Here is a 15,110-nt window from a genome sequence, read left to right as displayed (position 1 = left end):
TCGCCGGCCGGTTGATCGTGGTCTGGACCACCGGTCGGATCCCTTGGCGGATCGACCGATCCGTCGTACGGTGACACGGAAGTAACCCACGGGAGCCCGGTGCACCGGGCTGAGAGGGGGGCTGGAGCCCCCGACCGTCGAACCTGATCCGGGTAATGCCGGCGCAGGGAGGAGAGTTGCCGTGCCGTCCCTTGGACGACTGCATCTGATCACCGACACCCGGCCGGGGCGCGACCCCCTCGCCGTGCTGCGCGCCGCCCTGCCGGTGGCCCGCGCCGAGCTGGTCGTCCAGGTCCGGGTCACCGACGACGCCACCGACCGCGAGGCGTACGACCTCGCCCGGCGGGCGGTCGCCCTGTGCGCCCCGTACGGGGCGACGTGCCTGGTCAACGACCGGCTGCACGTGGCGCTCGCGGTCGGCGCCGCCGGCGGCCACGTCGGCGCGGACGACCTGCCCGTCCCGGCGGCCCGCCGGATCCTCGGCCCCACCGCGGTGCTCGGCGCGACCGCCCGGTCACCGGGACCGGCCGCCGAGGCGGTGGCCGGCGGGGCCAGCTACCTCGGCGTCGGCCCCTGCCACGCCACCGACACCAAGGCGGGGCTGCCGGACCCGATAGGCCCCGCCGGGGTACGCGCCGTGGCCGGGGCCGTGGCGGTGCCGGTGATCGCCATCGGCGGGGTGACCGCCGCCGGTGTCCCGGCGCTGCGCGCCGCCGGGGCGTACGGGGTGGCGGTGGTCGGGGCGCTCTCCGCCGCCGCCGATCCGGCGCGCGCCACCGCCGAGCTGCTCGGGGCGCTGACGTGCTAGCCGGCGCCGGGGTGTCCGGCGGCGCTGCGGCGTCCGGGGGAGCTGACATGTTAGGAAGGGACCCTTCCTATACAGAAAGCGTTAACAGGGGGCCCTTCCTTACCGACGTGGCGGTGGTGGGGGGCGGGGCCGTCGGGCTGGCCGTGGCGTGGCGGTGCGCGGCGCGCGGGCTGCGCGTCACCGTGCACGACCCGGCCCCCGGGGCGGGCGCGTCCCACGTCGCCGCCGGGATGCTGTCGCCGGTCGCCGAGTCCTACTTCGGCGAACGGGAGCTGACCGCGCTGCTGGTCGCCTCGGCCGCCCGCTGGCCCGCGTTCGCCGCCGAGCTGACCGCCGCCAGCGGCGTCGACCTCGGGTACCGCACCGAGGGCACCCTCGTCGTCGGGCTCACCGGCGACGACCTCGCCGAGGCACGGCGGCTGTGGTCGTACCAGCGGGACCTGGGGCTGCCGATCAGCCCGCTGCGCCCGTCGGAGCTGCGCGACCGCGAACCGGCGCTCGCCACCCGGGTGCGCGGCGGCGCGATCGCCCCCGGCGATCACCAGGTCGACCCCCGGCGGCTGGTCACGGCGCTGCGCACCGCCGCCGGGCGGGCCGGCGCGACCCTCGTCGCCGGCGGGGTGCGGTCGCTGTCCGACCTCGACGCCCGGGTCACCGTCGTCGCGGCCGGCTGCGGGGCCGCCGCGCTCACCGGGCTGCCGGTCCGCCCGGTCAAGGGCCAGATCCTGCGGCTGCGCGCGCCCGACGGCGGCCCGCCGGGCTTCCGGCACGTCCTCCGGGGGTACGCCGACGGCGAACCCGTCTACCTGGTGCCCCGCTCCAGCGGGGAGGTGGTGGTCGGCGCGACCGTCGAGGAACGCGCCGACACCGACGTCACCGCCGGGGCGGTGCTGCGGCTGCTCCGCGCCGCCGTGGATCTCGTCCCCGAGCTGGCCGAGTACGACCTGGTCGAGGCGACCGCCGGGCTGCGCCCCGGCACCCCCGACAACAGGCCGGTCATCGGGCCGCTGCCCGGCCGGCCCGGCGTGCTCGCCGCCACCGGCCACCACCGGCACGGCATCGTGCTCACCCCGGTCACCGCCGACCTCGTCACCGACCTGATCGTCACCGGGCAGGCGGGCTCCCCGGCGGTGGATCCGCTGCTCGCCCCCTTCACCCCCGAGCGGTTCGCCGGCCAACGCCGGTCCGACTGACCGCCGTCGACCCGACCGACCCGACCACCCGACCGACCCGCGCCACCGACCCGCGCCACCGGTCCGCGAGCCGCGCACCGAGCCGCGCACCGAGCCGCGCACCGAGCCGCGCCACTGGTCCGGCCGGGCCGCCGCCGGCCTGACCGATCGCGTCCGGCCCGGCGCGTCCCGTCACCGGTGGCGGGCCGAGGACGCATCCGAGGAGGAGCACCCACATGGAACTGACGGTGAACGGCACCGGGCGTACCCTGCCCGCCGGAGCGACCGTGGCCGACCTGGTCGGCCTGGTCACCGATCAGCGGCGCGGCCTCGCCGTCGCGGTCAACGGCGAGGTCGTGCCGCGCGGCGGCTGGCCGGGGACCCCGCTGCGCGACGGCGACCACGTCGAGGTGCTCAGCGCCGCCCAGGGCGGGTGACGGCATGTCCCACGAGGGCTTCGCGTTCGAGCTGGGCGGCGTGACGTTCGGGTCCCGGCTGATCCTCGGCACCGGCGGCGCGGCCAGCCTGCACGCGCTGGAGCAGGCGATCCGGGCGTCCGGCACCGAGCTGGTGACGCTCGCGCTGCGCCGCGTCGACACCGCCCCCGCCATGGGCGGCGGGCTGCTGGAGCTGCTGGAGCGGTGCGGGGTGCGGCTGCTGCCGAACACGGCCGGCTGCTACACGGCCGGCGAGGCGGTGAAGGTGGCCCACCTGGCCCGCGAGGCGTTCGACACGGACTGGGTGAAGCTGGAGGTGATCGGCGACGAGCGCACGCTGCTGCCCGACGGGGTGGAGCTGCTGCGCGCCGCCGAGATCCTGGTCGCGGACGGGTTCACCGTGCTGCCGTACACGTCGGACGACCCGATCCTGGCCCGGCGGCTCGCCGACGTCGGCTGCGCGGCGGTGATGCCGGCGGGCGCGCCGATCGGCTCCGGCCTGGGCGTGAACAACCCGCACCACATCCGCCTGATCCGGCAGGGCGTCGACGTGCCGGTGATCCTCGACGCGGGGATCGGCACCGCGTCCGACGCGGCGCTCGCCATGGAGCTGGGCTGCGACGCCGTGCTGCTGGCCAGCGCCGTCACCCGGGCCGCCGACCCGGTCGCGATGGCCACCGCGATGCGGTACGCGGTCGGGGCGGGCCGCCTGGCGGCCGGGGCGGGCCGCATCCCCCGCCGCTTCCACGCCCTGCCCTCCACCCCCGACGAGGGAAGGCCCGACCTGTGACCCCACCCCCCGCCCTACCCCCCGCGGATCTTGGAAGGGAACGGCCCCTCCAGGGGCCGGATTCTTCCAAGATCTCGTCGCCGACGCCGTGCGGCGTCGTCCTGCTGGCCGATCGGGGAGGAGACGCCACGGGAGGGGCCGGGCCGGGGGAGCTCGTGCGGGTGGTGGCGGGTGCCGTCGCCGGGGGAGTGCGCTGGGTGGTGCTGCGGGAGAAGGGCCTGCCCCGCGCCGAGCGGGCCGCGCTCGCCGCCGAGCTGCGCCCGATCCTCGCCGAGGCCGGCGGCACCCTGGTCGTGGCGGGCCCCGACCCGCTCGGTGGCGACGCCGTGCACCTCCCGGCCGCCGGCCCCTACCCGCCGCCGCGCCGCGACCCGACCGGCCACGCCCCCACCGACCCGACCGGCCACGCCCCCACCGACCCGGCCGACCGCCCCGTCTCGACCCGCCCCGAAACGGTCTACCGCGCCGGCCCCGCCGACCGCCCCGGCTGCCCCGGCCCCGCCGACCGCCCCGGCCCCGCCGGTCGTGCCCGCCCGTGGCTCGTCGGCCGGTCCTGCCACGACGCGGCCGAGCTGGCGCGGCTGACCACCGAGGACTACGCGACCCTCTCCCCGGTGTACCCGAGCAGGTCGAAGCCCGGCTACGGCCCGCCCCTGGGGGCCCGGCGGCTCGGCGAGCTGATCCGGTTCAGCCCCGTGCCGGTCCTCGCCCTCGGCGGCATCGAGACCCCGGAGCAGGTGCGCGCCTGCCTGACGGCGGGCGCGGCGGGCGTGGCGGTGCAGGGCGCGATCCTGCGCGCCGGGGATCCGGCCGGGGCAGCCGCCGCGCTGACGACCGCCTGGGCCGAGGCCGCCGCGCTGACCACAGACTGGCCCGAGGTCGCCGCCCTGACGACCGCCCGGGCCGGGGCCCGAAGCCGTTGCCAGCACGCGGAGACCCAGGGCACGGGGCTGCGGCCGACCGTGCCCACGCAGGGATCAAGCCTGACCGCCCGGAGTGGGCACGGTCGGCCGCAGCCCCCCGCCGCACCCACCACCACGGTCCCGGCCACCACCCCGACGGACCGAGCGAGCGAGGCGACCAGGTGACCCCGACGACCGTGCTGACCATCGCCGGCTCCGACTCCGGCGGGGGTGCCGGCATCCAGGCCGACCTCAAGGTCTTCGCCGCGCTCGGCGCGTACGGCACGAGCGTCCTCACCGCCGTCACCGCGCAGAACACCCGGGGCGTGGACGCCGTCCTGCCGCTGCCGCCGCGCACCGTCACCGAGCAGCTCGACAGCGTGCTCGGCGACTTCCGGGTGCGGGCGGTGAAGACCGGGATGCTCGGCAACCCGGCCGTCGCCGACGCGGTCGCCGACGCCGCGCGGGCGGGACGCCTGCCGCACCTCGTCGTCGACCCGGTGCTCGTGGCCACCAGCGGGCACCGTCTCGGCGTGGTCGAGGCGGTCGAGCGGCTGCTGCCGTACGCCGAGGTGGCGACGCCGAACTGCGCGGAGGCCGCCGCCCTCACCGGACGCCCGGTGACCACGGTCGAGGAGATGGTGGCCGCCGCCGAGGCCCTCGTCGCCGGCGGCCCGGCGCACGTGGTGGTCACCGGCGGCGACGTGGACGCGGCCGGCGAGTCGGTGGACGTGCTGGCCGGCGGCGGGTCGACCACGCTGCTGCGCGCGCCCCGGGTGCGCACCCGGCACAGCCACGGCACCGGCTGCTCGTTCTCGGCGGCGATCGCCGTGCGGCTGGCGGCCGGTGATCCGGTGCCGGCGGCGGTCGCGGCCGCAAAGGAGTACGTCACCCGCGCGCTGACCGGCGCGCGGGACTGGGAACTGGGCGCGGGACGCGGCCCGCTGGACCACTTCGGCTGGTCCTGACCACCACCTGGGAGGCAGTCATGCAGGCACGACGCAAGGTCTACGTCGAGGGGGCCCGGCCGGACGTCCGGGTGCCGTTCGCCGAGGTCGACCTGACCGGCGACAACCCGCCGGTCCGGCTCTACGACACCTCCGGCCCCGGCTCCGACCCCGAGGTGGGGCTGCCCCCGCTGCGCGGGCCGTGGATCGCCGAGCGCGGCGACGTCGCGCCGGTGCGCGGGGCGGGCACCCCGCTCGCGGGCGCGGACGGGAAGCGCCCGACGCAGCTCGCGTACGCGCGGGCCGGGGTCGTCACCCCGGAGATGGAGTTCGTGGCGATCCGGGAGGGGATGGCCCCGGAGTTCGTCCGCGACGAGATCGCCGCCGGCCGGGCGGTGCTCCCGCTCAACGTCAACCACCCGGAGTGCGAGCCGGCGATCATCGGCAAGGCGTTCCTGGTGAAGGTCAACGCCAACATCGGCACCTCGGCGGTCACCTCCTCGGTGGCAGAGGAGGTGGAGAAGCTGACCTGGGCGACGCGGTGGGGCGCGGACACCGTGATGGACCTGTCCACCGGCAGGCGGATCCACGAGACCCGCGAGGCGATCGTGCGCAACTCGCCGGTGCCGATCGGCACGGTGCCGATCTACCAGGCCCTGGAGAAGGTCGGCGGCGACCCGGTGAAGCTGAGCTGGGAGGTGTTCCGCGAGACGGTGGTCGAGCAGGCCGAGCAGGGCGTCGACTACATGACGGTGCACGCCGGGGTGCTGCTGCCGTACGTGCCGCTGGCGGTGGACCGGGTCACCGGGATCGTCTCCCGGGGCGGGTCGATCATGGCGGCCTGGTGCCTGGCGCACCACGAGGAGAACTTCCTCTACACCAACTTCCGCGAGCTGTGCGAGATCCTCGCCCGGTACGACGTGACGTTCTCCCTCGGCGACGGGCTGCGCCCCGGGTCCATCGCCGACGCCAACGACGCGGCCCAGTTCGCCGAGCTGCGCACCCTCGGCGAGCTGACGAGGATCGCCTGGGAATACGACGTGCAGGTGATGATCGAGGGCCCCGGGCACGTGCCGATGCACAAGATCAAGGAGAACGTGGACCTCCAGCAGGAGTGGTGCCACGAGGCGCCGTTCTACACGCTCGGCCCGCTGACCACGGACATCGCGCCCGCGTACGACCACATCACGTCGGCGATCGGCGCTGCCATGATCGGCATGTTCGGCACCGCGATGCTCTGCTACGTGACGCCGAAGGAGCACCTCGGCCTCCCCGACCGGGACGACGTGAAGGCCGGCGTGATCGCTTACAAGATCGCGGCGCACGCGGCGGACCTGGCCAAGGGCCACCCCGGCGCGCAGGCGTGGGACGACGCGCTGTCGAAGGCGCGGTTCGAGTTCCGCTGGTCCGACCAGTTCAACCTCTCGCTGGACCCGGAGACGGCGCGGTCGTACCACGACGCGACCCTGCCGGCCGAGCCGGCGAAGACGGCGCACTTCTGCTCGATGTGCGGCCCGAAGTTCTGCTCCATGAAGATCACCCAGGAGCTGAAGGAGTACGCGGCACGCGGAATGCGGGACAAGTCGGAGGAGTTCGTGTCTTCCGGCGGCCGGGTGTACCTGCCGCTGGCCTGATCCCGCCCGGCCCGCCGGGGTGGCCTTGCCTGGCCTGCGTCCGGAGCCGGGTCGGCGACATGGTGGTGCCCCGCCGGGGCCGACCCCGTCACGTCGCCGACGTGGTGGGACGCCGGCCGCCAGGCGGGGTCAGTCCCGGTGGTGCCGGCCGGAGGCGCGCAGCGAGCGCCGGGTGGCGTCCTCCGACCCACCGGTCTCGCCCGACACGGGGCGGGCGAGGCCGGTGACCCAGTCGACGTACTCCTCGTCCTGCGCCGGCAGCGGTTCCGGGTCGCGGCGGTCGTCCCGCTCGGCCGCCGCGCCCGGGTCGTCGGCCGCCCGGGTCCGGCCGCGCCGGAACAGGGGCCGCAGGAGCCGGGACCGGCCGGCGGCGGTGTCCTCCGGCGACGGGCCGGCCTCCGCCGGACCCTCGGGCTCGCCGGCGACGGGAGCGGCAGCCGCCCCGCCGGCCGGTGCCGGCCCTGCCCCGCCGACCGGGGACAGGCCCGTGCCGGGGGAGGGGGGCGCGCCGGTCGCCCGCGCCGCGCTCTGCCACAGCTCGCCCGGTCCACCCGGCTCGTCGCGCGGGGGCGGCGTGTCGCCCACCGGGTGCCGCTCGGGCGTCGGCGTGGCGAACCGGCGCGCGGCGTTGCCGAACGCGTCCCAGCTCGCCGCCTTGTCGAGGTCGGGCAGGGGGAGCCGGGGGCGGGGCCGGGCGGCCGCCTCGGCGGCCTGGCCGCTCGGGGACCGGTCGGCGGCCTCGCCGGTCGGGACCGGGTCGGTGGCCCGGCGGCCGGTCGTGGCCGGGTCGGTCGGGGCCGGCTCAGTGGCCGGGTCGGTCGGGTCGGTCGGGGTCGGGCCGGCGGCCCGGCCGGTCGGGGCCGGCTCGGTGGCCGGGTCGGTCGGGGCCGGCTCGGTGGCCTGGCCGGTCGGGGTGGGATCGGTGGCCTGGCCGGTCGGGATCGGGTCGGTCGCCTCGCCGAGCGGGACTGGGCCGGTCGTCTCGCCGGTCCCGGTCGTCTCGGCGGTCGCGGCCGGGGCGGTGGGCCGGGCGGCGGGCGTGCCGGCGGCCATCGGCCACTCCCAGTGGGCGGGGGGAGCGCCGGCCGGACCGTCGGCCCCGGCCGGGTCCCGCGCGTCGTCGCCCCGGCTGTGGGGGCCTGCGCTGCGGGCGGGGGTGTCGCCGGTGCGGTCGTCCGGCAGCGGGTCGCCGATGGTCGCGGGGACCCGGCGGGCCGTGGTCGGGCCCGGCTGGGCGGCCGGGTCGGTCGGGTCGGCGGGCCCGTCGGCGTCGCCGGCCGCCGGTGGGGTGGGGCCGGTCGGCAGCGGCCGGAGGATGTCCGTCGGCTCGATCGCGGCCCGGTGGCCGGCCGCGCGGGCCGTGCCGGGCAGGCCGACGCCGCGCCCCCTGGCCAGGCCGACGCCACGCCCCCTGGCCAGGCCGGCGGCGCGCATCCCGGACAGGGCCGCGCGGAGCGTGCCGGGCGGGCGGGCGCCGAGCGCTCCGGGCAGGGCCGCGCCCCGGGAACCGGCCAGGTCGGCCGGCCCGCCGGCCGGGACGACGACGCCGGCCGGGCCGTCGGCCGGCGGGTCGGCGTCGGCGGACCGGGCGAAGAGGGGCCAGCCGGCGAAGAGGGGCCAGCCGGCGAAGAGGGGCCAGCGGGCCAGGGCGGCGGCCGTGGCGCCGAGCAGGCCGGTGGCGACCGCGAGCAGCGCGCCGTAGTAGGGCGCGAGCTGATACCGGTCGGCCGGGTCGCCCGGGCCCGCGGTGAGGTAGGCGAAGGCGACCAGCACGGGGCCCACCGCCCCGGTCGCGCCCGCGATCAGCGGCGGATGCCCGCGCCGGCGGGCCAGCGCGCCGGAGGCCGCGCCCGCGAGTAGGGCCGCCAGCGGCAGGACGATCGTGGCCAGCCGCTGCGCCGCGTCCGTGGCGAGCCAGGCCGGCTCGAACACCCCGAGGCGTACGGTCGGCAGCGGGCCGGTGCCGACGAGGGACGGCAGGGCCGAGACCAGGGCGACGAACCAGACCGTGCCGGCGACGGCCGCGACGTTCCAGCCCAGCGGCGGGCGCAGCAGCACGGCGAGCGCCGCGCCGGCGCCGACCACCGCGCCGAGGGTCGCGCAGATGCCCACCGCCCAGACCGGGTCCACGCTGTTGAGCTGGGTGGCCCGGGCCGGCTGCATGCACAACGGCGCGACGACGGTCGCGCCCAGGGCCGCCGCGCCGGCCAGGGCGAGCCGCCCGGTCGTGCTGCCGGTGACCGGGTCGGCGCTGGTGAGCCGCTCGGTGACCACCGCGCCGACCACGGCGGCGAGCGCCGCGCACCAGCCCACCCAGACGAGCTGGGCGGGCCACCGGTTGACGGTGGCGTCGGTGAAGTCGCCGGCGATCCGCACGATGCCGAAGCCGTACGCGATGCCGAGCTGGCCGGCCCCGGCCAGCATGCTCACCCCGAGCGCGGTGAACAGCGGCTTGCCCCACGTCCGAAAGGCCATGTCGGGCACGTTACGGCCCGGTGCGCCCGATCGCCACCTTGGCGCGGCGACGCGCCCGGCCTGCGACTACTTCAGCTCGACCAGCCGCGCCAGGTACGTCGTATCCCCGACATTGGTGAGCATGTGGACGGCGCCCGGGTCGCGGTACACCACCCCGCCGGTCGGCTCGTCCGCGTCGATGGTGGTGCCGTCGATCGTCTGCACCACGTTCTTCGCGCCCTGGACGGCGATCACCAGGTACGGGTGGTCGTGCCGGTGCAGCGGCTGCCGCTCGCCCGGCTCCAGCCGGATGTGCCACACCCGCACCCGGTCGTTCTCGTAGACGATCTCCTGGCCCACCGGGCCCAGCTCGGTCCCGTCGATCACGTCGGTCATCCGGTCAGCCTCCAGTGGCGGCAGCGTCGGCGCGCGCCAGGTGCGGGAGCACCTCGGCGGCGATGAGCTCCAGGTGGTCGAGGTCGGCGAGGTCGGTCAGCCGCAGGTGCACCCGGGTCGCGCCGACGGCGGCGAACTCGCCGATCCGGTCGACGAGCTGGGCGGGCGAGCCGACCACCGCGTCCTCCGGCGGCAGGGCGCTCTTGGCGTGCAGCGGTGCGGCCCGCAGCCGCGCCTCGGCGTCGGTGCGCCCGACCGCCACCGCGATGGCGGCGGAGAGGACGAGCGGCTTCCGCCCCGACGCCGGGCGGCCGTGCCGGTCGCACGCCTCGACCACCCGCTCGTACGCGACGGCGGTCTCGGCGACGCTCTTGAACGGCATGTTGAACTCGTCGGCGTACCGGGCGGCGAGTCGGGGGGTGCGCGTGGGGCCGCGTCCGCCGACGATCACCGGTGGGCCGGGCCGCTGGACCGGCTTGGGCAGGGCGGGGGAGTCGACCAGGCGGTAGTGCTCGCCGGTGAAGCTGTACGTCTCGCCGACCGGGGTGCGCCACAGGCCGGTGATCACTTCGAGCTGCTCGGCGAGCCGGTCGAAACGCTCGCCGACGCCGGGGAACGGGATGCCGTACGAGATGTGCTCCCGCTCGTACCAGCCGGCGCCGATGCCCAGCTCGACCCGGCCGCCGCTCATCTGGTCGACCTGGGCGACCATGACGGCGAGCGGGCCGGGCAGCCGGAAGGTGGCCGACGTGACGAGGGTGCCGAGCCGGATCCGGGTGGTCTCCCGCGCCAGCGCGGCGAGGGTGAGCCAGGCGTCGGTGGGGCCGGGCAGGCCGGGCTCGGCGCCGAGGAACTGGTAGTGGTCGGCCCGCAGGAACCCCTCGAAGCCGCCCGCCTCGACGGCCCGCGCGAAGCGCAGCTGGTCGTCGTAGGTGGCGCCCCGGTGCGGCTCGGTGAAGACGCTGACCCGCATGGTCACCGTCCCTCCGCGCCGGCCCCGGCGGGCGCGGAGGGGGTGTCGCGTTCCATCAGCAGCTCGTGCAGCTCGGCGCTGACCCGGGCGACGTCGGCGAGGTGGGCGTTGCGGCCGAGGGTGCGGGGCCGGGGGATGTCGACCTCGACGATCGCGCGGATCCGGCCCGGCCGGGGGCTGAGCACGACCACCCGGTCGGCGAGCAGCACCGCCTCGTCGATGGAGTGGGTGACGAAGACGACGGTGGCCCCGCTGGTCATGTGCACCCGCTGGAGCTCACCGGAGAGCTCCTCGCGGGTGAGCGCGTCCAGGGCGGAGAACGGCTCGTCCATGAGCATCACCCGGGGGTCGCCGATCAGCGACCGGCACAGCGAGACGCGCTGCTGCATGCCGCCGGACAGCTCGTGCGGCAGCCGCTTCTCGAACCCGGCGAGACCGGCCAGGTCGAGCAGCTCCCGGGCGCGCTCGCGGTGCCGGGCCCGCTTCCATCCGAAGATCTCCACGGGCAGCAGCACGTTGTCCAGCACCGACCGCCAGGGCAGCAGGGCGGGGCGCTGGAACAGCATGGCGATGTCGCGGCGGGGGCGGGTGATCGGCGTGCCCGCGACGGTGATCTCCCCGGCGGTGGCCGGCAGCAGGCCGGCGATCATCCGCAGCAGGGTGGACTTGCCGCAGCCCGAGCGCCCGAGCACGGCGACGAACTCGCCCTCGGCGACGTCGAGGTCGATGCCCCGCAGTGCCTCGACCCGGCCGGCCCGACCGTCGAAGGTGCGGGACACGCCGGACAGTCGGATCATCGCCGGTGTCCTCCCTGAGTGGACCATCAGGATCGCAGCTAGGGTAGCCCGCCGTCGTCCGGAGGCAACGGTCCGGGGTGGAGATCAGTTCGTTTCCGTTCCGAAACACACACTCCTCGCTACACCGGCAGGTCTCTTGCGTAGTCTGTGCCGGCGAATAGTCCCCTCACGACGATGGCGTCGGCTCCCCCCTCTGTCGACGCCGTTGCTCTCGACGACCCGCCCGGAGGCGCATCGCCCCTGGTCGGAAAGGACATGGTGCACAGATGAACAGGCTGACCCGCACGGTCGCCGCGGCCCTCCTGGCCTCCGCCCTCACCCTGGTGTCCGCGTGCAGCAGCGACTCGGACGCGTCCGACGCGAAGGGCGGCGACGGCAAGTCACTGGAGAAAGTGACGTACCTCACTTCCTTCGGCAACTTCGGCCGGGACTCCTACGCCTGGGTGGCGAAGGAGAAGGGCTTCTTCAAGGAGGCCGGCTTCGACGTCGAGATCAAGCCCGGCCAGGGCACGGGCGCGGTGATCCAGACCATCGTCGGTGGTCAGGCCGACTTCGGTCCGATCGACCTCACCGGTGGCCTCCTCCAGCTCGGCAACGGGCAGGCCAAGGACTTCGTCGCCGTCGCGGCGATCCAGCAGCGCACCATGGCTGCCATCGTGACGGTCGAGGGCAAGAACATCGCCTCGCCGAAGGACCTGGAGGGCAAGAAGCTCGCCGACGCCCCGGCGTCCGTGGTCCGCAACCTCTTCCCGACGTACGCCCGGCTCGCCGGCGTGGACGTCAACAAGGTGACCTGGGTCAACGGCGAGGCGCAGACCCTGATGGGCACCCTCGCCTCCGGCTCCGTCGACGGCATCGGCCAGTTCGTCGTGGGCCAGCCGACGGTCGAGGCGGTCACCAAGAAGAAGGCCGTCCTGCTGCCGTACAGCAACGTGATGCAGGACCTCTACGGCAACGTGCTGATCACCTCCAGCAAGATCGCCAAGGAGAAGCCGGAGATGGTGAAGCGGTTCACCGCCGCGCTGATGAAGGGCCTGGAGTACTCCCTGGCGAACCCGCAGGAGGCCGCCGAGCTGCTGAAGAAGAACGTCGACGCCACCAACCCGGCGGCGGCCGCCGCCGAGCTCCAGCTCATGGCCGGGTACGTCCGGTCCAACAACTCCGGCACCAAGATCGGCACGCTGGACAGCGGCCGGGTCGCCAAGAGCATCGCGATCCTCCAGGGCGCGGGCTCGCTCAAGCAGAACCTCACCCCCGACCAGATCATCGACTTCAGCCTCGTGCCGCAGTCCTGACCGGTCCGACAAGTCAGCAGGGGTACGCCCCGCCGGCCTCCGGCGGGGCGTACCCCCGTTCCGTCTCCCGGCCGTCGCGCCGGATGGATGAGGAGAACAAGATGACCGACCTCCGGTCACCGGAACCGGCACTCGCGGGCCCGCCCGTCGCCCAGCGCCGCCCCGCCGTCGGGCGCGGCACCCTCGGCGTCGGCGCGCGGGCCGGCGCGAACGGCCTGCTGCTGCCCGGCGCGGGCCTGCTGGTCGCGTTCGCGGTGTGGTGGCTCACCGCCCGGCTGGAGCTGGTGCACCCCGCCGCGCTGCCCACCCCCGGCTCGGTGCTGTCGGCGTTCACCGACAAGCCGGACCGGATGCTGGAGCACACGCTCGACACCATGCTGGAGATCCTGATCGGCTTCGCGCTCTCCGCCGTGGCCGGCGTGCTGCTCGGGCTCTCCCTGGCCGCCTCGCGCACCGTCGAGCGGATGTTCACCCCGCTGCTGGTCGCGGTCAACGCCGTCCCGAAGATCACCCTGGGGCCGCTGCTCGTGGTCGCGCTCGGCTGGGGGCAGAAGCCGATCCTGACCATGGTCTTCCTGCTCTGCTTCTTCCCGATCGTGCTCTCCACCGCGACCGGGCTGACCACCACGCCGTCCGACCTGGCCGAGCTGGTCCGCTCCCTGAACGCCTCCTGGTGGCAGGCGTTCCGCAAGGTGCGCTTCCCGGCCGCGCTGCCGCAGATCTTCGTCGGCCTGAAGGTGGCGATGCCGCTGGCCGCGATCGGCGCGGTGATCGGGGAGTTCCAGGCCGGCGAGAGCGGCCTCGGCTACGTCATCACCCAGTACGCCGGCATCGGCGACACCGCGACCGCCTGGGCGGCGATCATGCTGGTGGCGCTGGTCAGCATCCTGCTCTACTCGGCGCTGGTGTTCGTGGAGCGCCTGGCCCTGCCCTGGGTGCGGGAGACCACCTCGACGAGGTGAGACGACGGTGGGCCCGCCGGTCGACCGGCGGGCCCACCCTCTCGTCGTGCCGTCAGCCGGCGAGCCGCCAGCGCCCGCCCCGGGCGACCAGCGTGGTGAGGGCCTGCGGCATCAGCCCCGAGTGGTTGTCCGGCGTCATCCGGATCGGGCCGGAGAGGCCGTCCATCTGGGACGTCTCCAGCACGTTGCGCAACCCGTCGCGCCCGGCCCTGCCGGGCTCGCCGCCGGCCCGCAGCTCGGCGTCGGCGATGAGCTGCACGGCGTCCGCGGCGAACGAGGAGAAGCCGTTGTAGCCGCCGAAGCGGGCCGTGTAGTCCTGGAACCACTGGCGGCGGGCCGCCTTGGCCGGCGTGGTGGCGATGACGTCGTCGATGACCATCGTCTGCGTGAAGATCAGGGTGGCCCGCTCCGCCGACCGGGACGCCGCGCCCAGGAACAGCTCCCCGGCGGCCGAGGCGTCGAAGAACAGCGAGCCGGTGAACCCGGCCGTCTGGGCCGCGCCCGCGGCGAGCATCGCCTGCTCCGGCGGGGTCCAGACCACCATCGCCTCCGCGTTCCGCGCGGCCAGCGTGGCGACCTGCTGGCTGACGTCGGTGTCGGTGGTCTTCACCGACTGGTCGCTGAGCAGCTTGATGTTGGTCTTGTCGAGCTCGCGGCGCAGCACGTCCAGCCCCTCGCGGCCGTAGCTGTCGTCGCTGTTGAGCACGGTCACCTTGCGGATCCCGCGCCGGCGCAGCTCGGTGGTGAGGGCGGCGGCGCTGTCGGCCGCGTTCGGGGCCAGCTTGAACAGGTAGCGCCGGTCGGCGACCGGGGTGGCCACGGCGCTGGACGAGGCGAGCGCGATCGTCGGGATCTTCTTCTCGTTGATCGTACGCGCCGCGCCGACGGCGCATTCGTTGCACCCGCCCATGATGATCGCGCTCACCTGGGAGTCGTTGCTGAAGTCACCGATGTTGCGCAGCGACTCGCTCGCGTCCGACCGGTTGTCCTTCACCTTGAGCTCGATCTTGCGGGCGCCGAGCGCGCCCGAGCCGTTGAGCTGATCGACCTTCAGTTCCAGCGCGCGCTGGTACGCCTTGCCTACCGGGGCCGCGGAGCCGGACAGCTCCAGGTCGACGGCGATCACGATCGGGCTCGTATCCTGCTCCGCCGCGCCGAACTGGCAGCCGGTGAGCGTGGTGGCCAGGACGGCCGAGGCGAGCGCCGCGATGGTCACGGAGCGGATGGGAGTCAACTCTGTCCTCCAGGTGCGGCGCGGGCAGTTGCCCGGTCACCGCCGCTTGTTCCGTCCTCAGTGGAGAAACGGGATTGGTCTGCCGTACGGTGTGCGCGAAGCCTGCAAAACCTTGCCAATGCCGGGCCCTGTGGTCAAGCGCGGATGCTCCCAAGCTTTTCGGGACGGGTGTCCCACATGTTGGGGTTACCCGATGTTTGCAAACGCTTACTTTGCATAAGCGCACGACCACTCTGGAGTCACATCCCCTGATCAGGGGCTTGGGGAAATGAAGGTATTAGTTGACCGGATCACGCGATGAGTGCCGTG

The 15,110-nt window shown here is 75.3% G+C and carries 13 protein-coding genes, 1 pseudogene and 1 riboswitch; of the genes and pseudogenes, 9 read left to right on the top strand and 5 right to left on the bottom strand.

From position 1 onward, the window contains the following. Positions 1–79 precede the first annotated feature (79 nt). Positions 80–187: riboswitch (TPP riboswitch) on the top strand. The 7 genes and pseudogenes from O7628_RS08120 to thiC all read left to right on the top strand — a co-directional run bounded on the left by O7628_RS08120 (position 182) and on the right by thiC (position 6,690). Next, entirely contained in the window at positions 182–808 is a 627-nt protein-coding gene (locus O7628_RS08120; protein WP_278129404.1) for a thiamine phosphate synthase, read from the top strand. (Overlaps the previous riboswitch by 6 nt.) A 47-nt stretch (positions 809–855) precedes the next feature. After that, the gene (thiO, locus tag O7628_RS08115; RefSeq protein WP_278129403.1) at positions 856–2,001 is read left to right on the top strand and encodes a glycine oxidase ThiO; all 1,146 of its coding nucleotides are present in this window, start codon (positions 856–858) and stop codon (positions 1,999–2,001) included. Between the two features lie 215 nt (positions 2,002–2,216). Beyond that, entirely contained in the window at positions 2,217–2,417 is a 201-nt protein-coding gene (thiS, locus tag O7628_RS08110; protein WP_074472538.1) for a sulfur carrier protein ThiS, read from the top strand. A 4-nt stretch (positions 2,418–2,421) separates the two neighbouring features. Further along, entirely contained in the window at positions 2,422–3,207 is a 786-nt protein-coding gene (locus O7628_RS08105) for a thiazole synthase (protein WP_278129402.1), read from the top strand. A 101-nt stretch (positions 3,208–3,308) separates the two neighbouring features. Further along, positions 3,309–4,049: pseudogene (locus tag O7628_RS08100) on the top strand (thiamine phosphate synthase); the annotation flags it as partial. Positions 4,050–4,291: 242 nt separating this feature from the next. Further along, positions 4,292–5,077, top strand: coding sequence for a bifunctional hydroxymethylpyrimidine kinase/phosphomethylpyrimidine kinase (thiD, locus tag O7628_RS08095; protein ID WP_178066432.1), 786 nt, complete (start codon positions 4,292–4,294; stop codon positions 5,075–5,077). Between the two features lie 20 nt (positions 5,078–5,097). Further along, a complete protein-coding gene (gene thiC, locus O7628_RS08090) occupies positions 5,098–6,690 on the top strand; it encodes a phosphomethylpyrimidine synthase ThiC (RefSeq protein ID WP_278129400.1) in 1,593 nt (530 codons plus the stop codon). A 129-nt stretch (positions 6,691–6,819) separates the two neighbouring features. Here the strand turns inward: thiC and O7628_RS08085 are convergent, their stop codons facing one another. The 4 genes from O7628_RS08085 to O7628_RS08070 form a co-directional block, all read right to left on the bottom strand. Then, positions 6,820–9,165, bottom strand: coding sequence for a hypothetical protein (locus tag O7628_RS08085; RefSeq protein ID WP_278129399.1), 2,346 nt, complete (start codon positions 9,163–9,165; stop codon positions 6,820–6,822). A 66-nt stretch (positions 9,166–9,231) separates the two neighbouring features. Then, a complete protein-coding gene (locus O7628_RS08080) occupies positions 9,232–9,540 on the bottom strand; it encodes a cupin (protein WP_043965575.1) in 309 nt (102 codons plus the stop codon). A gap of 4 nt (positions 9,541–9,544) precedes the next feature. Next, positions 9,545–10,513: an LLM class F420-dependent oxidoreductase gene (locus O7628_RS08075; RefSeq protein ID WP_278136258.1), complete on the bottom strand. Its 969-nt coding sequence runs from the start codon at positions 10,511–10,513 to the stop codon at positions 9,545–9,547. Between the two features lie 2 nt (positions 10,514–10,515). Continuing rightward, positions 10,516–11,310, bottom strand: a complete 795-nt coding sequence (locus O7628_RS08070) for an ABC transporter ATP-binding protein (RefSeq protein WP_278129398.1) — start codon at positions 11,308–11,310, stop codon at positions 10,516–10,518. 266 nt (positions 11,311–11,576) lie between these two features. Between O7628_RS08070 and O7628_RS08065 the strand changes: the two genes are divergently transcribed. Both O7628_RS08065 and O7628_RS08060 read left to right on the top strand, forming a co-directional pair. Beyond that, a complete protein-coding gene (locus tag O7628_RS08065) occupies positions 11,577–12,605 on the top strand; it encodes an ABC transporter substrate-binding protein (protein ID WP_178066429.1) in 1,029 nt (342 codons plus the stop codon). Positions 12,606–12,706: 101 nt separating this feature from the next. After that, positions 12,707–13,567, top strand: a complete 861-nt coding sequence (locus tag O7628_RS08060; RefSeq protein WP_278129397.1) for an ABC transporter permease — start codon at positions 12,707–12,709, stop codon at positions 13,565–13,567. A gap of 52 nt (positions 13,568–13,619) precedes the next feature. Here the strand turns inward: O7628_RS08060 and O7628_RS08055 are convergent, their stop codons facing one another. After that, on the bottom strand, positions 13,620–14,801 hold the full coding sequence (locus tag O7628_RS08055) for an ABC transporter substrate-binding protein (RefSeq protein ID WP_278129396.1): 1,182 nt from the start codon (positions 14,799–14,801) through the stop codon (positions 13,620–13,622). Positions 14,802–15,110: the final 309 nt, after the last annotated feature.

Origin of the sequence: Micromonospora sp. WMMD956 (assembly GCF_029626125.1) — a bacterium.
Classification (GTDB): Bacteria; Actinomycetota; Actinomycetes; order Mycobacteriales; family Micromonosporaceae; genus Micromonospora; species Micromonospora carbonacea.
The sequence above is the reverse complement of the archived record's forward strand: the minus strand, read 5'-3'. Positions and strand labels throughout refer to the sequence as shown.